At 72.1% G+C, this 19,097-nt stretch carries 17 protein-coding genes; 6 read left to right on the plus strand and 11 right to left on the minus strand.

The features are described 5' to 3' along the window. Window positions 1–729 precede the first annotated feature (729 nt). Complete coding sequence (locus ABD140_RS34245) at window positions 730–1,461, minus strand: bestrophin-like domain (protein WP_344246078.1); 732 nt, start codon at window positions 1,459–1,461, stop codon at window positions 730–732. Between the two features lie 86 nt (window positions 1,462–1,547). Continuing rightward, window positions 1,548–2,870, minus strand: a complete 1,323-nt coding sequence (locus ABD140_RS34250; protein ID WP_344246080.1) for a M50 family metallopeptidase — start codon at window positions 2,868–2,870, stop codon at window positions 1,548–1,550. A gap of 157 nt (window positions 2,871–3,027) precedes the next feature. Between ABD140_RS34250 and cds1 the strand changes: the two genes are divergently transcribed. Together cds1 and ABD140_RS34260 are read left to right on the plus strand one after the other, a co-directional pair. Continuing rightward, window positions 3,028–4,101, plus strand: a complete 1,074-nt coding sequence (gene cds1, locus ABD140_RS34255) for an L-cysteine desulfhydrase Cds1 (RefSeq protein ID WP_344246082.1) — start codon at window positions 3,028–3,030, stop codon at window positions 4,099–4,101. 78 nt (window positions 4,102–4,179) lie between these two features. Next, window positions 4,180–5,469 carry a M50 family metallopeptidase gene (locus tag ABD140_RS34260; protein ID WP_344246084.1) on the plus strand — a complete coding sequence of 430 codons (1,290 nt, stop codon included), beginning with the start codon at window positions 4,180–4,182 and terminating at the stop codon, window positions 5,467–5,469. A gap of 7 nt (window positions 5,470–5,476) precedes the next feature. Here ABD140_RS34260 and ABD140_RS34265 read toward each other — a convergent pair whose 3' ends face one another. After that, entirely contained in the window at window positions 5,477–6,994 is a 1,518-nt protein-coding gene (locus ABD140_RS34265) for an ATP-dependent DNA ligase (protein ID WP_344246086.1), read from the minus strand. Window positions 6,995–7,052: 58 nt separating this feature from the next. Between ABD140_RS34265 and ABD140_RS34270 the strand changes: the two genes are divergently transcribed. Next, entirely contained in the window at window positions 7,053–7,856 is an 804-nt protein-coding gene (locus ABD140_RS34270; RefSeq protein ID WP_344246088.1) for a hypothetical protein, read from the plus strand. 313 nt (window positions 7,857–8,169) lie between these two features. Here the strand turns inward: ABD140_RS34270 and ABD140_RS34275 are convergent, their stop codons facing one another. Genes ABD140_RS34275 through ABD140_RS34285 form a run of 3 tightly spaced genes read right to left on the minus strand, consistent with a single transcriptional unit; the run spans window position 8,170 to window position 12,391 of the window. Beyond that, on the minus strand, window positions 8,170–9,345 hold the full coding sequence (locus tag ABD140_RS34275) for a PQQ-dependent sugar dehydrogenase (RefSeq protein ID WP_344246090.1): 1,176 nt from the start codon (window positions 9,343–9,345) through the stop codon (window positions 8,170–8,172). Window positions 9,346–9,362: 17 nt separating this feature from the next. Beyond that, window positions 9,363–10,814 carry an FG-GAP repeat protein gene (locus tag ABD140_RS34280; protein WP_344246092.1) on the minus strand — a complete coding sequence of 484 codons (1,452 nt, stop codon included), beginning with the start codon at window positions 10,812–10,814 and terminating at the stop codon, window positions 9,363–9,365. Continuing rightward, window positions 10,811–12,391 (minus strand): serine/threonine-protein kinase, encoded by a 1,581-nt coding sequence (locus ABD140_RS34285; protein ID WP_344246094.1) that lies wholly within the window; start codon window positions 12,389–12,391, stop codon window positions 10,811–10,813. Before ABD140_RS34285 ends, ABD140_RS34280 begins: the two co-directional genes overlap by 4 nt. A 69-nt stretch (window positions 12,392–12,460) precedes the next feature. On the opposite strand from ABD140_RS34285, the gene ABD140_RS34290 reads away from it, so the two are divergent. Continuing rightward, entirely contained in the window at window positions 12,461–13,090 is a 630-nt protein-coding gene (locus ABD140_RS34290; RefSeq protein WP_344246096.1) for a 4'-phosphopantetheinyl transferase family protein, read from the plus strand. Window positions 13,091–13,115: 25 nt separating this feature from the next. On the opposite strand, the gene ABD140_RS34295 is transcribed toward ABD140_RS34290, so the two are convergent. Further along, on the minus strand, window positions 13,116–13,961 hold the full coding sequence (locus ABD140_RS34295) for an SDR family NAD(P)-dependent oxidoreductase (RefSeq protein ID WP_344246098.1): 846 nt from the start codon (window positions 13,959–13,961) through the stop codon (window positions 13,116–13,118). Beyond that, window positions 13,958–14,596 (minus strand): TetR/AcrR family transcriptional regulator, encoded by a 639-nt coding sequence (locus tag ABD140_RS34300; RefSeq protein ID WP_344246100.1) that lies wholly within the window; start codon window positions 14,594–14,596, stop codon window positions 13,958–13,960. Before ABD140_RS34300 ends, ABD140_RS34295 begins: the two co-directional genes overlap by 4 nt. Window positions 14,597–14,678: 82 nt before the next feature. Here ABD140_RS34300 and ABD140_RS34305 point away from each other — a divergent pair, with 82 nt between their 5' ends. Further along, entirely contained in the window at window positions 14,679–16,112 is a 1,434-nt protein-coding gene (locus ABD140_RS34305; RefSeq protein WP_344246102.1) for a flavin-containing monooxygenase, read from the plus strand. 40 nt (window positions 16,113–16,152) lie between these two features. Here ABD140_RS34305 and ABD140_RS34310 read toward each other — a convergent pair whose 3' ends face one another. Then, on the minus strand, window positions 16,153–16,752 hold the full coding sequence (locus ABD140_RS34310; RefSeq protein WP_344246104.1) for a TetR/AcrR family transcriptional regulator: 600 nt from the start codon (window positions 16,750–16,752) through the stop codon (window positions 16,153–16,155). A 68-nt stretch (window positions 16,753–16,820) separates the two neighbouring features. Between ABD140_RS34310 and ABD140_RS34315 the strand changes: the two genes are divergently transcribed. Then, on the plus strand, window positions 16,821–17,468 hold the full coding sequence (locus ABD140_RS34315) for a TetR/AcrR family transcriptional regulator (protein ID WP_344246106.1): 648 nt from the start codon (window positions 16,821–16,823) through the stop codon (window positions 17,466–17,468). Window positions 17,469–17,633: 165 nt separating this feature from the next. Here the strand turns inward: ABD140_RS34315 and ABD140_RS34320 are convergent, their stop codons facing one another. Both ABD140_RS34320 and ABD140_RS34325 read right to left on the minus strand, forming a co-directional pair. Continuing rightward, the gene (locus ABD140_RS34320) at window positions 17,634–17,993 is read right to left on the minus strand and encodes a carboxymuconolactone decarboxylase family protein (RefSeq protein ID WP_344246107.1); all 360 of its coding nucleotides are present in this window, start codon (window positions 17,991–17,993) and stop codon (window positions 17,634–17,636) included. Next, window positions 17,993–19,000 (minus strand): nitroreductase family deazaflavin-dependent oxidoreductase, encoded by a 1,008-nt coding sequence (locus tag ABD140_RS34325; protein ID WP_344246109.1) that lies wholly within the window; start codon window positions 18,998–19,000, stop codon window positions 17,993–17,995. The genes ABD140_RS34320 and ABD140_RS34325 overlap by 1 nt, the downstream gene beginning before the upstream one ends. Window positions 19,001–19,097 lie beyond the last annotated feature (97 nt).

A 19,097-nucleotide genomic window follows, 5' to 3' on the forward strand; every position in this document is an offset into this window, starting at 1 on the left:
CTCCAACCTGGGCGGGCGGTTGGCCTTGGGCCGGGACCACCGGAGGCGCGGGAGCCGGGATTCCGGGCGCCGGTGGCGCGGGCGCCGGAGCGGGAGGCGCGGGCGCGGGCACCGGCTGCCCCGGAGCGGGAACGGGCGCGGGCAGCACGGGAGGGGGATCCGGCAGCACGGGCGCCGGCGCGGGCGCCGGTGGCACGGGGGCCGGTTCCGGCTGCACCGGGGCGGGCTCGGGCGCCGGTGGCACGGGAGCGGGCTCGACCACCGGAGGCGCCGGCGCGGGAGGCACCGGAACGGGCTCGGGCGCCGGAGGCTCCGGCGCGGGCGGCTCCGGCGCCGGTGGCACAGGCGCCGGAGGTTCCGGCGCGGGCGGCTCAGGTGCGGGCGGCTCGGGTGCCGGTGGCTCCGGCGCAGGGGGTTCCGGTGCCGGAGGCTCGGGCGCCGGAGGCTCGGGCGCGGGAGGTTCCGGAGCGGGAGGTTCGGGTGCCGGTGGTTCCGGTGCCGGAGGCTCGGGCGCGGGAGGTTCCGGAGCGGGAGGTTCGGGTGCCGGTGGCTCGGGAGGCGGGGCGGAGCACTGCCCCGCCCCGATGACGATGGTGACGTCCAGCTGGATGAGCACCAGATCGGCGCCGATGCAGACCACGATCCCGGGTTGGGGGTCGGCGGCGGCGGAGGGGCCCAGGACCGTCAGCGCGCACAGGACGCCGCCCAGCACGGCGGAGCGCTTGATCATCATGGGATCTGGCGGAATTCCCGCCAGGCGCTCTCGAACGCCGAGGCGTCGACGCCGAGCGGCCCGGTGAAGGTGTGGTCGATGGCGAAGACCAGGTACACCCCCAGCATGACGCTCCCGGCCAGCAGCAGGTAGGTGAACCGCACCGCGCCGCGGGGCCGCGCCCCGGCCAGCAGCGGATAGGCCAGCACCAGTCCGGCCGACAGGACGGTCAGCCACAGTACCCCGGAGGGCAGGCTGGCCTGGGCGTCCACGGCCCGCTGCCGGCGGGCGGCGTACACCTGCTCCAGCTGGGCCTCGACCGCGTCCAGGGATTCCTTCTCGGACTTGTCGCGCGGCTCCAGCAGGCCGAGGTCGGAGCGCAGGGAGTTCAGCCGCGCCCAGCCGGCCTCGGAGAGCTCGCCCCGGGCCAGCAGCCGCCACTCGCGTTCGGTGACGAAGCGGGTGTAGTCCCGCAGCGCCTCGCGGGTGGCCAGGGCGCTGTCGGGCGGCAGTTCGCCGGCGTTCCAGTAGGCCTCGGTCAGCGCCTGGGCCTCGGCGTAGGTGTTCTGGCGGGCGGAGTCCGCCACCGTCCACGGCACGATGACCGCGATGGCGAACACCAGCAGGAAGAGCGCCGAGAACATGGCGCCCGCGTGGGAGGACGTCGGCCCGTCGGCCGCGGTGTCGGCCGCGGTGTCAGCGGAGTCGGAGTGGTCGCCGTCGTGACGGCGTTTGGGGCGCGAGAACATCGGGCCTCCAGGGGGTGGCTACGTTATGTAGCCACCCTAGCCCGGAGCGTCCCGACGGTGTGCTGAAAGTAATCGGAACGTCTCTCTCAGGTCAACCTGACGGGGTTGAAGATGTCGGCATAAACCAGCAGCGCGCCCATGACCAGGAGGACGAGGCTCATCGCGTAGGTGAGCGGCAGCAGCTTGGCGACGTCCACGTAGCCGGGGTCGGGCCGGCGCAGCAGCCGTGCGAAGCCGCGCTTGATCCCCTCCCACAGGGAGCCCGCGATGTGCCCGCCGTCCAGCGGCAGCAGCGGGATGAGGTTGAACATGCCGACCGCGAAGTTGATGGAGGCCAGCAGCGCCAGGAACCAGGCGAGCTTCTCGACCCCGGGGTTCTCCGAGGCGAGGATCTCCCCGCCCAGGCGGCTGGCGCCGACCACGCCGATCGGCCCCTCGGGGTCGCGCTCCTCGCCGCTGAAGGCCGCGTGCCAGACGCCGACCATCTTCTGCGGCAGCTGGGTGAAGGCCTCCAGGGTGCGGACGGTCATGTCGCCCATCTGCGTCGCCACGTCGCCGGGCCCGCCCTGCACCCGGTCGATCAGCGGGCTGATCCCCAGGAACCCGACGGTGACCACCTTGTCGGAGTCCTTGAGGTCCTGCATCTGGTTGGCGGTGATCTGCAGGCTGACCGGCACCTCGCGGCCGTCCCGCCGCACCACGGCCGGGACCGTCTTGTTCGCCGACTCCCGGATCAGCCCCTGGAGCTGGGAGTAGTCCTCGATCCGCCGTCCGCCGAAGGAGACGAAGGTGTCACCGGGCCGCAGTCCGGCCTTGGCGGCGGGCGTGGAGTTCGCGGTCTCCTCGGCGGTGCACTCGCGCAGGCCGCCGTCGGGCAGGTACGCCTGCTCGGCGGGGATGACGCACTTGGAGATGCTGGAGATCGTCGGGGTGGACTGCAGGGTGCCCAGGCCCATGATCAGCAGGGCGAAGAACACCACGGCCAGCAGCAGGTTCGCGGCGGGGCCGGCGAACATGATGAGGAGCTTCTGCCACCACTTCTTGCTGTAGAAGACGCGGTCGGCGTCGTCCGGGCCGACCTCCTCCAGGGCGCCTTCGCGCGCGGAGTCGATGAGCATCTGGAAGCGGCCGGTGGAGGAGGCGCGGACCATGCCCTCCGGGTCGCCCTTGCGGGGCGGGAGCATGCCGATCATCCGGATGTAGCCGCCGAGCGGGATCCATTTGATCCCGTACTCGGTCTCGCCGCGCCGCCACGACTTCAGCGTGGGTCCGAAACCCACCATGTACTGGGGGGTGCGCACGCCGAACCGCTTGGCGAACGACAGGTGCCCCAGTTCGTGAAAGGCGATCGAGGCCATGAGCAGCACGAAGAACAGCAGCGCGCCGCCGAGCACGATCAGTGTTTCCATGTGTCGATGACCCCAGTCCCGCCCTCCGCGGAGGGCTGTTTCCACCCGTTACCCCGTGCCAGGGTAAGCGATTCCGACGATTCCGGCTCGCTTTCCCCCGGCGGCGCCGGGTTTCCCCAAGGCATAGCCTGAAGCGGACTTCCCAGAGGAGAGAGGCATGGACAGTACAGACCGCTGCGAACCGGCAGGTCGCGCCTGGATCGCCGAGGCGATCCGCCGGGTCGAGGCCGACAACAACCGCAGTGCGGACACCCACCTCCACGTCTTCCCGCTGCCTCCGGAATGGGGCATCGACCTCTACCTGAAGGACGAGTCGGTCCACCCGACCGGCTCGCTCAAGCACCGGCTGGCCCGCTCCCTCTTCCTGTACGCGCTCTCCAGCGGCTGGATCACCGAGGGCACCACGGTCATCGAGGCCTCCAGCGGCTCGACGGCGGTGAGCGAGGCCTACTTCGCCCGGCTGCTGGGCCTGCCGTTCGTGGCGGTGATGCCCCGCAGTACCAGCCCCGAGAAGATCGCGCTGATCGAGTTCCAGGGCGGCCGCTGCCACTTCACCGACGACCCGGCGTCGATCTACGCCGAGGCGGCGCGGCTGGCCGAGCGCACCGGCGGCCACTACCTCGACCAGTTCACCTACGCCGAGCGCGCCACCGACTGGCGGGCCAACAACAACATCGCCGCCTCGATCTTCGAGCAGCTCGCGCTGGAGCCGCACCCCGAGCCGTCGTGGATCGTGGTCAGCGCCGGCACCGGCGGCACCGCCGCGACCATCGGCCGGTACGTGCGCTACCGCAGGCACCAGACGCGCCTGGCGGTCGTCGACCCGGAGGGGTCGGCGTTCTACGACTCCTGGGTGGGCGGCGACCCGGCGCTGACCGCCCCCGGCTCCCGGATCGAGGGCATCGGGCGCCCGCGCGTGGAGCCGTCCTTCCTGCCGTCGGTCATCGACCGCATGTACCGGGTGCCCGACGCGGCCTCGATCGCCTGCATGCGCTGGACGTCGGAGGTCACCGGCCGCAGCGTCGGGGGCTCGACCGGCACCAACGTCTGGGGCGCCCTGCAGATCATCGGGGAGATGCGCGAACGCGGCGAGAGGGGCAGCGTCGTCACCCTGATCTGCGACGGCGGCGAGCGCTACACCCACACCTACCTGTCCGACGCCTGGCTGGCCGAACAGGGTATGGACCTCACCCCCCACCTGGCGTACCTGCGCGGGCTGCTGGCCCCCTGAGCCCCAACGCCCGCCCCCGGAACGTTCAAGATCGGCCTGCGGCGGCTTGGCGCCCCGCCGCCCGGGTAGGAGAGCGGCGTGCTCGCGCTGGGTGTGGTGCTGTTCTTCCTGCTGCTGATGGCCTCGATCGCGCTGCACGAGCTGGGGCACCTGCTGGCGGCGAAGCGGTTCGGGGTGCGCTGCCCCCAGTACATGGTGGGCTTCGGGCCGACGATCAGGTCGTGGCGGCGCGGCGAGACCGAGTACGGCTTCAAGTGGATCCCCTTCGGGGGGTACGTGCGGATGATCGGCATGCTGCCGCCGCGCCAGGGCGATCCCGAGGGGAGGCTGCGGCGCTCCTCGACCGGGCGGTTCGGGCAGCTGATCGACTCGGCGCGCAAGGAGGCGCTGGAGGAGGTCGGCCCGGACGACGCCGACCGCGTCTTCTACGCCAAGAAGTGGTGGCAGAAAGCGCTGATCTCCTTCGCGGGCCCGCTGATGAACCTCTTCCTGGCGTTCCTGCTGCTGGGAGTCGCCCTCATGGGCTTCGGGATCAAGGAGCCGACGATGGGCGTTGCGACGGTCGCCAAGTGCGTCGTGCCCGCCGCCCAGGCCGCCCGCGGATGCGGTGCGGGTGATCCGCCGACACCCGCCGCGCAGGCAGGGCTGCGGCCGGGGGACGAGATCGTCTCCTTCGACGGTGTTCCGGTCACCCGCTACCGGGAGTTCCAGCGGCTGGTGCGCGACTCGGCCGGCCGGCAGGTGCGGCTGGTGGTCCGCCGCGACGGCCGGGAGGCCGTGCTCACCCCGACCCTGATCGCCAACCGCGTCGCCGCGCTGGACGGGCGCTCCGGGACGATCACCGCGGGCTTCCTCGGCATCACGCCCGTCCAGGAGTACGTCCGGCAGGGCCCGATGGACGTGCTGACGCTCATGGGGGACATGGCCGCCCGCACGTTGCAGGCGTTCGCGGTCCTGCCGCAGAAGATGGCGGGGATCTGGGACGCCTCCTTCAATGGCGCGGAGCGCGAGTCCGACAGCCCCGTGGGCGTCGTGGGGGCGAGCAGGATCGGCGGAGAGGTCCTGGCCGCGGACACCCGGGCCGTCGACAAGGTCGTCCTTTTCCTGCTGGTCCTCGGCTCGCTGAACTTCGGCTTGGCGGCCTTCAACCTCATTCCGCTGCTGCCGCTGGACGGCGGCAACATCGCGGGCTCCCTGTGGGAGGGGGTCAAACGCGCTTTCGCCCGGCTGACGGGCAGGCCCGCGCCCGGCCCGGTGGACGTTGCCAAGGCGCTGCCCCTGACCTATGTGGTGGGCGCGCTGCTGCTGGCCATGGGCCTGCTCATCGCCTACGCGGACCTGGTCAACCCGATCCGGCTGCGCGGCTGAGGCCGCCTCAGGGCTCGAAACGGGCCAGTGTCCGCACGGTGTCGATGGTGTCGGCCTCCTCGGCGGTCTTGTCGGAGCGGTACCGCAGCACCCTGGCGAACCGCAGTGCCAGCCCTCCCGGATAACGGGGACTGCGTTGCAGTCCGTCGAAGGCGATCTCCACCACCTGGACGGGCCGGACGGTCACCGTCCAGCCGTCGTCATCGGTCTTCAGCTCGGTGAAGCGCTCGGTCTGCCAGGCGAGCATGCGGTCGGTCATGCCCTTGAACGTCTTGCCGAGCATGACGAACCCGCCCGTACGCGGATCGCGGGCGCCCAGATGGAGGTTGGACAGCGTGCCCCGGCGGCGTCCGCTGCCGCGCTCGACGGCCAGGACGACCAGATCAAGGGTGTGTCGGGGCTTCACCTTGATCCAGCCGGCGCCTCGGCGGCCCGCCGTGTAAGGGGTGTCCAGCGACTTCAGCAGCACGCCCTCGTGGCCGTGGGCGAGCGCGTCGGCGAAGAACGCCTCGGCCTCCGGCAGGTCGGCGGTGACCGTCCTGGGCATGCGCAGCGGTTCGGGCAGGGCCCGTACGAGCGCTTCACCGCGGACGGAGCCCGGCTCGTCCAGGAGGTCCACGCCGTCGAGGTGCAGGACGTCGAAGACGAAAAGCGACAGGCCGCCACCGTCGGAGCCGGAGCGGGAGTGCGTGGCCGCGCGGGCGGAGGTGACCTGGAAGGGGTGCGGATGCCCGTCCTCGCGCAGCGCGATCAGCTCTCCGTCGAGGATCGCGGACCGCAGGCCCAGGGCGCCCACCCGCTCGACGACCTCGGGCACGCGGGAGGTGATCTCCTCCAGGGTGCGGGTGAAGACCCGGACGCGCTCGTTCTCCACGTGAAGCTGGGCGCGGATGCCGTCCATCTTCCACTCGACGGCCATCTCGCCCTTGAGCGCCTCCTCCAGAGAGGGCGCGGAAGAGGCGAGCATCGGCCGGACGGGCCGCCCCACGCGCAGCGTGAACGCGGAGAGCGCCTCCGCCCCGCCCGCGAGGGCGGCGACGGCGACCGCGGAGAGCGAGCCCCGGAGCATGACGGCCCGCCGGACGGCCGCCGCGGGCACCTCGGCGGCCTTGGCGATCGCCTCGGTCATCACCCCTTCGAGCGCGCCCTGGCGGAGGTCTCCGGCGAGCAGCCGGATGAGGAACTCCTGTTCCGGTCCGGTCGCCTCGGCCAGCAGCGCGTGCAGCAGGCGACGTTTTCCGGCCACGGAGCCGGGGCCGGAGGCGGCCTTGATCTCGCTGAAGACCGCGTCGACCCGGCCGACGGAGAGGGCGGGCGAGGACGCGGCGGGCGGACGGTCGCGCAGGGCGGAGCGGCCGACGCCGATCTGGCGTTGCGGCAGCTCACCGGCGAGGTAGTGCACCACGAGGGGTGCCTCCTCGGGCCCGGCGTCGCGCAGACAGGAGGCGATGAGCGAGGTCTTCTCCCGGCGCGCGGAGGTCTCGGACACGGCTCGCCAAGCGGCGGCGAGATCGGTCAGCAACATGGATCCATCCTCTCCGGAGATAATGACAAAGCCCTTACGGGTCCGTACTTTCGAGAACGTGCGCGCTGATTTCGACCGGGTCTATTCGCCTCCCGAACCGCCCGAGCCGAGCCGCTGGCGGCCCCGGGGCTGGCAGGTGGCGCTCATCTCCTTCTTCCTGGCGGCGGGCGTGGTGTTCTTCGCCTTCCCGCTCCTGTGGAGCGATGCTCCGGAAGAGGGCGCGATGCCCACTCTGACGGCCGAGCACGAGGACGCCACGGAGCCTTCGCCGGAACTTTCGCCGCAACCGGCCGACCCGTCTCCGCCGGAGGAGCCCGGCGAGACGGCGGCGCCCTCGCCCACCGCCCCGGGCACCGCGGGTGAAGGGCCGTTGACGGAACTGCCGAAGAAGATCTGCGACAGCGTCTCGGAGGCGACTTTCCGCAAGTGGGTCGCGGTGGACGACCCGCAGGAGCACGGAGGCTCCCGCGCGGGCTCGTGCGGATACACCAGCGGCGACGGGAACGATTCACGTTATCTGCGCCTGGAGACGCGTCTGGCGGACGGGAACAACGATCTGGACCCGGTCAGCACCGCCAAATGGTCTTTCAACCAGGACTACGAGCTGCAGAAATCAGACAAGATCACCAAGACGCTTCTGCTGGAAAGGGTGACCGGTCTGGGAGAAGAGGCTTTTAGGCGGGTGTTCACTGATAACGGGGTGGAGAACGTGGTGACCGCTCGCATAGAGGCGCGAGTGCAGAATGTGATCGTCACCGTCAGCTACAGCCGCGGCTTCGAGAAGAAACCGCAGGAGGAGCAGGCCAAGAGCCTTCAGGGCGCGCGCGAGGTGGCCGAGGAGGCGCTGCGCTCCTACACCTGACGGCCGCTTGACCGGTGTTACTTATTGGTAGGTAAACGACCGTCCCGGTCAGTGGGATGAGCGGGTATTATCGAATCCTTGCTCATGCCGTATTGCCTGGTAATCGTGGTTTCGGGGGTGCCGGACACGTAATGCATGGGTTTCGCTACGCAAGATACTGGTTAGTAGGTGATGACCAGTAAGCAGGAGGAGGCGAAGGGCATGGCCGTCGATGAGGCCGGGGTGTCCTGGGCTTAGGCACCGGGGACGGACTGAATTCGGCGGCGGCCGGTGAGAAATCACCGGCCGCCGCCGTTTTCTCCGGCCGCCGCCCTCAGGCCGGGTCCATCCGGAAGACCTGACCGTTCAGGCTGAGCACGTACAGCTCGCCCGAGGCGTCCTGGCCGAACGCAGAGACGTTGCTGAGGTCGGTCAGCACGGTGTGGTGCCCCCGGGCCTTCCCGTCCGCCTGCTCGAAGGACTTCACCCAGCCCGCGCAGAAGTCGGCGTAGAGATACCGCCCTTCCATTCCCCGCAGCCGCTCGCCCCGGTAGACGTGGCCGCCGATGACCGAGCACTCGCCGTTCTCGTGCAGCTTGTACTCGTGGATGGGAAGCACGCCCGCCCGATCCCCGGACCTGAACTCATGGCTGCCCTCGCGCAGCGGCCACCCGTAGTTCTCCCCGCCCTTGGACGACGCGGGCTGGAAGTCGACCTCCTCCCAGTCGTCCTGCCCCACGTCGCCGATCCACAGGTCGCCGGTCTTGGAGTCGAAGGAGAACCGCCACGGGTTGCGCAGCCCGTACGCCCAGATCTCGGGCTTGGCGCCCGCCTTGTCGACGAACGGGTTGTCGGCGGGCACCTTGTACGGCTCGCCGCCGCGCGGGTCGATCCGCAGGATCTTGCCGAGCAGGCTGCCCAGGTTCTGGCCGTTGCCGTCGGGGTCGCCCGCCCCGCCGCCGTCCCCGAGGCTGATGTAGAGGTACCCGTCCTTGCCGAAGGCGAGCTGCCCGCCGTTGTGGTTGGTGCGCGGATGCGGCTGCTCCAGCACGACCCTGCGGTCCTGCGGGCGCACCGTGCCGTCGCCCTGGACGGGGTATTCCACGACCGTGATGGTGCCGTCCTTGGCGGTGTGGTCGAGGTAGAGGTACTTCCCGTCGGGGGAGAAGGCGATGCCCAGCAGCCCCCGCTCACCGCCGCTTCCCACGACCGAGGTGAGGTCCAGGACCGGCTCGGCGACCGCCTTCCCGTCGCGGATCGCGCGCACCCGGCCGGGCTGCTCGATGACGTACAGGGCGGGGTCGCCCTTGCGGACGGCCAGGCCCGTGGGCTGCTCCAGCTCGGCGAGCTCGGTGAGCTTCACCTTCCCGGGCACGGCGCCGGCCTGCGGACCCGCGCTCGGACCGGAGGAGGCGGACGAAGGGCGCTCGTTCACACTCTCGTCTCCGGCGCAGCCGGCGAGCAGGACGCCCGCCGCCGCCACCGCGACGAACCAGAAGGATCTGTGCATACTCCGATCATCGGTGCTCAGCCGGGTGCTCCGCCCAGGGCCCCGCCGAAATCGGTCTCGTCGTACGCCGAGTCCGGAACGAGCTGGACGGGGTCCTCGTCCCCGAGCGGGCGGACGACCAGCGAACCGCAGGGCCGGTCCCGGTCGTCGGGGACGCCGATCAGCAGCGCGCCGGCGGTGAACGCGACGGAGCTGCCGAAGTGCTCGTAGGCTCCCGGGTCGCCGGGGACGTCGGAGTTGAGCGCGTCGATGAGCAGCGCCTTGTCCCGCCGGTCGAGCGGCACGAGGTGGACCCAGCCGCTCTCGGGGTTGTTCCCCGTGCCGGGGCCGTCGTGGGGCACCCCGACCGCGAGGTGGACGCCGCCGCTCGTCACGTCGTTCCCGGCCAGCGCGAGCGCCCGGCCGTAGCGGTCGCCCGCCTCGATGTAGGGCGCCTTGTCGCGGTTCTGCTCGATGACCTCCGGCGAGTTCAGCCCCCGGCCGGTGGAGGTGAGCAGGACGACCCTGCCCGCGCGCTCCTTGCCGTCGACGGTCTGGCCGGGGGCGCCGACGGCGACGTAGGAGACGTCGCCCTCCCGCAGGTGGGCCAGGCTCCAGCCGATGTTCCCGCCGGGGGTGGGGGCGCCGATCTCCAGGTTGCCGTAGTTCCAGTGCTCGCCCGCCGACACCCGGCCGGTGTGGACGTCCTCGGCGACGCTGAAGGATCCCGTGTCCTCGCCCTGCCCTTCGACGTCCTCACCGGGTTCGCTGACGATGAGGTCCAGCCGCTCGGCCTCGCCCCGGATCCGGCCGAGGGCCACCGCCCAGCCGAAGAGGTCGCCCGCCTCCGAGACGCCCGACAGCCGGTCGTCGTTCTGGTCGACGGCCGCCTGCCCGGCGACCGCGCCCTGGTCGTCGAGGGTGAACAGGTGCACCGCGCCCGCGGAGGGCTCGCCCGCGACCTCCTCGTAGGGGGCGCCGACGGTGATGGTGGCCCGGTCCGCGCCGGTCTTGGCCGCGGCGGCCACCGACCAGCCGAAGGTGCGGCTCGTCCGCGAGGGCTTGAGCACCGCGCCGGGCTCGAAGCCCTGCGGAGATCCGAGGAAGATCTGCGCGCGGCCCGTGCCGCCGTCCGCCCAGGGGGAGCCGACGACCAGGTCGAGGCACTTGTCGCCGTTGAGGTACGCGGTCGCGAAGGAGTGGCCGAAACCCGCGCCGTCCTGCGGATCCCCCTGGAGGGGGACGAGCCTGCCGCGGCCCGGCCGGTCCCCGCCGTAGTAGACGGTCACCTGCCCGGCGGAGACGGCGTCGCCGAGGGTGGCCTTGGGGTCGCCGACGACGAAGTCGTCCCTGCCGTCCCCGTCGAAGTCGACGGACGAGGCCTGCTCGCAGGAGGAGGCGCCGGCCAGCTGCGGCGGGATCAGGAACGCGCCGGCCAGCAGCGCGCAGCATCCCAGCACCCCGGCTCCGGCCGTCGTCCACCGCTTCACAGCTTCACCTCGACGCCAGGGGAGCCGTCGGCTCCGTACAGCTTCACGGAGACCAGGTCGGCCCCCTTGGGGACGGCGAACAGCAGCTCTCCGGCGATCCTGCCGCCCGGCTGCACCGCGGGGGCGTTGTTGAGGAAGCCGTCGGTGATCTCCGTCGTGGCGACGCCGCCCTCCTCGGTCACCAGCATCTGCTGCCTGCGGAAGATCCGCTGGGTGGCCTCCCGGGCCGAGGGGTTGCCGACGGTCAGCGGCACCAGGCACAGCTCGGTGCGGTCCGCGGCGGGCACCCCCCGGTAGGACTCGCCGCCGCAGCGGGGCGTGCCGACGGTGAACTCCGCGCCCGCGTCGGTGACGGGGCGGCCGACGTCGGTGGCGTCGTCCAGGTCGATCTCCTTGAAGCCGGCCTTCTCCAGCGCATTGGTGATCTCCGGGCCGCCGCGGGAGGCGGGTTCGTCGTCGCGGTCGAACACGAAGACCAGGACGGTCGCGACGAGCAGCGCGCTCAGCGCTCCCGACAGCGCGACGACCGTGCGGCGGCCCTTCCGCTCCTCGGCCGCGGCGGGCGGCAGCGTCGGCACGGCCTCCGGCGGCCCGGACGGCGTCCGCTCGCCGGGCACGGGACGGCCGGACGGGGCGGTCCGCGGGTCGGGGCCGGGCGGGGCGGTCCGCGGGTCGGGGCCGGGCGGGGGCGCCTGCCAGTTCTGCTCCACCACGCGGGTGGCCTGGGCGTCGAGGCCCTGCGGGGAGCCGCCTCCGGTCAGCGCCACCAGCAGCTGCTGCGCGGTGGGCCGCTGGAGCGGGTCCTTGTTCAGCGCGGCGCGCACCAGCTCCAGCAGCGGCCCGGGCACTCCGTCGAGCTCCGGTTCGCCGTGCAGCATCCGGGAGGCCATGGCGATCGGCTCCCCGGAGCCGAAGGGGTGGCGCCCGCGGGCCGCGAACGCCACCAGGCAGCCCCAGGTGTAGACGTCCACGGCGGTGGTGGCGCGGTCGGCCAGCAGCTGCTCCGGCGCGATCCAGCCGGGGGTGCCGATGAGCTGCCCGGTACGGGTGACGCCGGTGGCGGAGTCCTGGGCGCGGGCGATCCCGAAGTCGATGACCCGCGGCCCGGACACCGACAGGATCACGTTCGACGGCTTGAGGTCGCGGTGCACCAGCCCCGCCTGGTGGATGGCGTTCAGCGCCATGGCGACGCCCACCGCGAAGCCCTGCAGGGTGCCGGCCGACAGCGGCCCGCGCTCCTGCACCTGGGCGAGCAGGGTCGGCCCCTCGATGTACTCGGTGACGAGGTACGGGTGGCCCTCGTGCAGGCCGTGGTCGAGCACCGCCGCGGTGCAGAACGAGGCGACCCGCTCGGCCGAGGAGACCTCCCGCTCGAAGCGGGCGCGGAAGCCGGGGTCCAGGCCCAGCTCGTCGCGGATCATCTTGACCGCGACCGGCGCCCCCTCGGGGGAGCGGCCCAGGTAGACGGCACCCATCCCGCCCGCGCCGAGCCGGCCGGTGAGGGTGTAGGCGCCCACGGCGCGCGGATCCGAGGCGGCCAGAGGCTCCGCGCCGCCCGGAGGGGGCAGGTCGTACAACTTGGGCTCCCAGCGTCAGTCCCCGATGCGCCGACCTTCGGCATCACGCTATCCCGTATTTTGATGGCCATGCCTGATCTCGGGTTCGAAACCGATGTCCGATGGGGGCGCATCACCTCGGCGGAGGCCGCGGCGCTGGAGCTGCTGGACGCGACGGAGCTGGCGCGCCGCGAACGCTACCTGCGCGACGCCGACCGCAGGCGGTTCACGCTGGGCGTCAACCTCGCCAAGCTGGAGGTGGCGCGGCGGACGGACGTGCCGCCCGGACGCGTCGTGCTGGACCGCACCTGCCCGGACTGCGGCGCCCCGCACGGACGTCCCCGCCATCCGGGCCTGCACCTGTCGGTCAGCCACTCGGGGGACTGGGTCGGAGTGGCCTTCTCCCGGGTCCCGGTGGGGCTGGACGTGGAGGAGCGGGCGCGGCCGATGGACGAGCTGGACGCCCACGTGCGCTCCGCGCAGGAGCCGCCGGGCGACCTGCACGTCTACTGGACGCGCAAGGAGGCGCTGCTCAAGGCGACGGGGGACGGCCTGAAGGTGGAGATGACCGACCTCACCGTCTCGCCCGCGGACCGGCCCGCCGCGCTGCTGGACTGGCGCGGCAGGCCCGGCCTGCCGGCCCGGACGCTGCTGCGCGACCTGGAGGCGCCCGACCCGGCCTACGCCGCGGCGCTCGCCCTGATCCTGCCCGGGGAGTGAGCCCGCCCCGCCGGAGCGGGGCGGGTCAGAACGGGGCGGGGAGGCGGGCGATGAGCCGTCCCAGCGACGGCGACACCCGGGACACCACGTGGGACAGGTGGCCTTCCAGGTTGATGGAGACCACCGCCTCGTCGCGCTCGATCGCCTTGATGATGCGGGCGGCGACCTTCTCCGGCGGGTAGTTGCGCAGCCGCAGCCCGGTCTCGCCCCACCGGTGGGCCCTCGCGGCCCTCTCCGGGGGCAGTCCGGATGCCGTCCTGGCGTTCTTGGCGATGTTGGTGCCGCTGAAGCCGGGGCAGATGCAGCTCACCCCGATGCCGTCCCGGGCCAGGTCGGCGCGCATGCACTCGCTGAGCATCCGCACCGCGGCCTTGGTGGTGCAGTAGGACGGCAGGGAGCGCACCGGCTGGTAGGAGGCGGCCGAGGCGATGTTGACGATGTGCCCGGTGCGCAGCGCCTTGGGCAGCGCCCGGTTGCGCTCGGCCAGCTGCCGCCCGAAGATCCGCGAGCCGTTGACCACGCCCACCAGGTTCACCCCGATGATGGCGTCCCAGTCCGCGGCGGTGGTCTCCAGGAACGGCCCCATCACCGCGATACCGGCGTTGTTGATCACCAGGTCCGGCACGCCGTGCGCCTCCCGGACCGCCTCGGCGAACTCCTCCATGGCGGCGGCGTCGGCGACGTCCACCCGGTAGGCGGCGCCGCCCGCGCCCAGCTCCTTGGCGAGGCGGACGGTCCGCTCGGCCCCGTCGAGGTCGAGGTCGGCGGCGACGACGCGCACGCCGCGCCGGGCCAGGGCCAGCGACGTCACCCGCCCGAAGCCGCTCGCGGCTCCGGTGACCACCGCTGTCCTGCCCTGGAAGTCCTTCACGTCGCGGCTCCTTCGGTCGGGGGCTGGAGGGTTCCGCTCAGGCCGGACCAGCAGAAGTCCAGGGTGTACTGGGCGGCCTGCTCGGGGGTGATGTCCGGACGGCGCGTGCACCACAGGGAGATGCGCTCGCACGCGCCGATGATGATCTCGGTGTACGCCTCGACGGCGGTGGGCGGCAGGGCGGGGGCCCAGGCGGCCAGGACCGGCGCGATGAGCTCGTGCTGCTGGCGGCGCACGTCCTCGACGGCGCCGATGGCGCCCTCGGGCAGGGCCATGGGCTCGTGCATGAGCAGGGCGAGCGAGCGGCTGTGCTCGCCGGTGAAGGCGTAGTAGGCGACCAGGCCGCGCCGCAGGACGTCCAGCGGGTCGGCGCCCAGGGCCATCGCCTCGCTGGTGACCCGGTACAGCTCGGCGCGGGCCTTGGCCAGGCAGGCCAGCAGCAGCCCGTCCTTGGAGCCGAAGTACTCGTACAGCATCGGCTTGGACACCCCGCAGCGCTCGGCGATCTCCTCCATGGAGGCGGCGCGGTAGCCCAGCTCGCCGAACACCTCCTCGGCCACGGCGAGCATCTGCGCCTCCCGCTCGGCGCGGGACATGCGCTTGCGTCCGGTTCTGGGTCGCGTGGTCGGCGTCACAGTGCCATACTCTACCATCGGTAACTTACCCGGAGTAACTTACCCTCAGTAGTAGACGCGGAGCCAATAAGGAGAGCGGTTCATGGGCGAGATCGTCATCATCGGGGCGGGCTTCGCCGGTCTTTGCATGGGCATCCAGCTCCGCAAGGCCGGTTATGACGACTTCGTGATCCTGGAGAAGGCCGAGGACCTCGGCGGCACCTGGTGGGAGAACACCTACCCGGGCTGCGCCTGCGACGTGCCGTCGCCGATGTACTCCTACTCCTTCGAGCTCAACAGGGACTGGTCGCGGCTGTTCGCCCCCCAGCCGGAGATCCAGCGCTACCTCGCGCGCTGCGCCGAGAAGTACGGCATCACGAAGCACATCCGCTTCGGCGTGGAGGTCGACACCCTCGAATACGACGAGGACGCCCTGCGCTGGAGCGTCACCACCATGAAGGGCGAGGAGCTGCGGCCCCGCGCCGTCGTCTCCGGGGTGGGCGCGCTGCACGTGCCGAGCCTCCCCGAGATCCCCGGCATGGAGTCCTTCGAGGGAGCGGCCTTCCACTCCGCCCAGTGGGACCACTCCTACGACCTGCGCGGCAAGCGGGTCGCGGTCATCGGCACCGGCGCCTCGGCCATCCAGTTCGTGCCCGAGGTCGCCAAGGAGGCGGCCGAGCTCACGGTCTTCCAGCGCACCCCGAACTGGATCCAGTCCAAGCCCGACATCGACATGCCCGCGGCCTACCGGCTGCCCGGCATGCCGCGCGCCGTCCGCAACGCCGTCTACTGGGTGCTGGAGGCGCGGGCCGTCGGCTTCGCGGTCGACCCCCGGCTGTCGGGGCTGCAGAAGTGGCTGGCCATGCGCCAGATCAAGAAGCAGGTGCCCGACCCGGAGCTGCGCGCCAAGGTCACGCCCGACTACACCATCGGCTGCAAGCGCATCCTGCTGTCCAACGACTGGTACCCGGCGCTGGGCCGCGACAACGTCGACCTGCGCACCGAGGGCGTGGCCGAGATCCGGGCGAACTCCGTCGTCACCGAGGCGGGCGAGGAGATCGAGGTCGACGCGATCATCTACGGCACCGGCTTCAAGGTCGTGGACGCCATGGACCACTGGAAGATCACCGGCCGCGGCGGCCGGAAGATCCAGGAGGCCTGGTCCGAGGGCATCGTCGCCCACCACGGCACCACCCTGCCGGACTTCCCGAACCTCTTCATGCTGCTGGGCCCCAACACGGGCCTGGGCCACAACTCGGTGGTGTTCATGATCGAGGTGCAGGTCGCCCACATCCTCAGCTGCCTGCGGATGCTCTCGGAGACGAAGTCCACCACCATCGAGCCCCGGCCCGAGGCGATGCACGCCTACAACGAGCGCCTGCAGAAGCGGCTGCGCAAGGCCGTGTGGAACGAGGGCGGCTGCAACTCCTGGTACCTGGACGCCGAGGGCGTCAACCGCACCCTGTGGCCCGGATTCACCTTCGAGTTCTGGGCCGGCAGCCGCAAGGCCCGCCCGGAGGAGTACATCCTGGGCTGATCCTCGACCTCCGGCCCCTGACCGCCGGCGGCCCCGGCGGTCAGCGGGCGAGGCGGGCGAGGATGGCCGCGACCTCGTCGATGAGGGCGGCGGCCTCGGCGTCGGACTCGGCGACGGCGACCTCGCGGCCCGCCTCGCCCATGACGGTGGTGAGGATCAGGGCGAGCATGCCGGACTCCTGCTCGCCCAGGAGCTTGGTGTTCTGCTGGATCCACAGGCGGAACCTGCGGCGGCGCGTCAGGCCGAAACCGGCGGGCCCCTCGCCGCCGGAGAACAGCCGGCTGGTGTGCCGCTGCTCCCAGCAGACCTCCAGGAACGCGCGGGCGCCCAGGATGAACAGGGCGATCGGGTCCCCGACCCCCTCGGTCCTGGCCCGCTTGACCGCCCGGGTGGCGCGGCGCTCCTGTTCGGCGGTGTGGTCCTCCCACAGCGCCAGGTAGAGCCCGGCCTTGCCGCCGTAGTGGTGGTAGAGGCTGCCGACGCTGATCCCCGACCGCTCGACGATCTCGGCGATGCCGGCGGCCTCGTAGCCGCGTTCGGCGAACACCTCGCGGGCGGCGTTCAGCAGGGCCTGCCGGGTGGCGTCGGCCCTGGCCCACTGCGCGCCGGACCGGGCTCGGGGGGCCGGTGGTTCGCTCATGCCCGGATTCTAGAGCACGGTTCTAGAATCTCATCCGGTGCCCGGCCGCCCACTAAGATGTCGGTCAAATGCCTACGTCAACCTGGTTCCGGCTGAATCCGGACAAGCGCGAGCGGATCCTGGAGGCCGCGCAGCGCGAGTTCGGCACGCACGGATACTCGACCGGCAGCCTCAACACCATCGCGCGCGAGGCGGACATCGCCAAGGGCTCCCTGTTCCAGTACTTCGAGGACAAGCTGGAGTTCTTCACCTACGTGGCGGAGGAGACCGCGCGCCGCATCCACGCGGAGATGGAGCGCCGGATCGCGGCCAGCGACTTCGAGCAGTCCTTCACCCACTGGCTGGGCGACGTGTGCTGCATGTGGGCCGACTACTTCGCCGAGCACCCCCTGGAGCGGGGGGTGACCGCCGCGATCAACCTGGAGATCGACAACGCGGTGCGCGCGCTGGTGCGCGGTCCGTCCAACCACTACTACATGCGCACGATCCCCTCCTTCAGCGCGATCTGGCGCGAACGCGGCGACGTGCGCCCCGACCTCGACGACGACGCGGCCACGGCCCTGCTCATGCTGGTGCTGCCGCACCTGGCCCTGGCCCCCTACTACGACGGGGTCGACCCCGTCCTGGGCCTGCGCGGCAGGACCCCCGAGGAGCAGTACCCGATCATCCGGGCGTTCGTCGCCAACCTCGCGCCCCTGTTCGAGCCCAAGGTCTGAGAACTCGGGCGACCGCAGCGAAGCGAGGATCGTCCGAGTTCCCCTCCGGGGGTCTGGGGGTCGCCCCCAGGTCAATGATCGGGCGACCGCAGCGAAGCGAGGATCGTCCGAGTTCTCCCTCGGGGGTCCGGGGGTCGCCCCCCGGATGAACAGGCCCCGCGGGCCTCAGCGCTCGAAGGTGTTCGCGACCATCGCCAGGGTGGCCCGGTTGCCGACGACGAAGCACAGGACGGACAGCTGCCGGTCGCTGTAGAAGGCCGAGAGCGCCCGCCAGGTGGCGTCGGAGATCATCCGGTCGGCGCACAGCTCGTCCACCGCGGCCAGCAGCAGGCGCTGCCGCTCGTCGAGGTCCTCCGGCTCCCCCTCCTGCCGGTCGTGCGGGTCGGTGTGGCGGGCGGTGCGCCGCAGCACCAGGGAGACGTCCTCCTGGGCGAGGCCGCCGCGCCGGTAGGTGGGCACCCAGAAGGACAGCCACGGCCACAGCAGCCGGGGGTGGCGGCCGATGACCTCGACGGCGTGCGGCATCAGGACTCCTCGATCTCGGCGACGAGTATCTTCGCCAGGCCCAGCAGGCGGCGGGCGTGCGGCGGCACGGCCTCGCCCGCGGTGGGGACGTCGGTGACGCGGGCGCCGGAGAGGCGGTGCAGCCGGCCGAGCCGCTCCACCCCGCCCCTGCCCGCGGCGAGCAGGTTGCGCACCCAGTCCGTGCGGTCGCCGTACGGCAGGGCGACGAAGAGGAGGCGGCCCGAGCGCACCGCCACGACGGGCGTGCGGTACTCCCGTCCCGACCTCCGCCCCCGGTGGACGATGACCGCGTACGGCGGGAGGTAGGGCGCCCACAGTCCCTGGACGCGGTTGGTGAGGCGCTTGTTGAACGCCGGGAGCCAGGGCGGGGCGAGCCGGTCGGAGTCGTCGGGGGCGCGCAGCCAGGAGAGCGGCCCGCGCTCCCAGGCGCCCGGCTCGGGCACGGCCCCGGCGGTCTTGAGGTACATGCCGAGCATCTCGTAGTGGCCGACCAGCAGGCACAGCTCCACCAGCCGCGACTGGTCGAGGAAGCCGCGCAGCTCGGCGAGGGTCGGCTCGCTGACCGCCCGCCGGGCGTGCAGCTCGTCGACGGCCCGCAGCAGGGCGGCCTGGCGCGGGTTCCACCCGGGCGACTGGGGCCCCTCGGCGACCCGCTCCACCGAGTCGATCGACAGGCCGCCCAGCCGGGCGAGGTGCAGGTGGTGGAAGAACTCGTACCAGGCGCCGATGTTCCACGCTGTGCGCAGCGTGACGAGCTCGACGTCGGCGCGCTCCAGCCGGCCCAGGACCACGACCGAGGCGGCGAAGCGCAGATAGCGGTGCATCAGCCGGGGGTCGCGCCCCGGCAGGTCGAACAGGCGCGCCCCGTCCGTCCCGGCGACCAGCGCCATCGCCTTGGCCATCAGCCAGGTGCGGGGGCCGAGCTCGGCGGGTCCGCCGGGGGCGATACGGGGCGGGACGGCGTGCTGCCAGCGGGGGGAGGCCGCCAGCCGTTCTTCGGCGTTCATCGGTGCTCCTGCAGTCGCGGGCCGCCCGCGGGGGCCCGGGGATCGCGACAGATCACACACAGCTCGCGTCCACCGTACAACCCGACGGAGCGCAACA

It is taken from the genome of Actinocorallia libanotica, assembly GCF_039525175.1.
Taxonomy (GTDB): Bacteria; Actinomycetota; Actinomycetes; order Streptosporangiales; family Streptosporangiaceae; genus Actinocorallia; species Actinocorallia libanotica.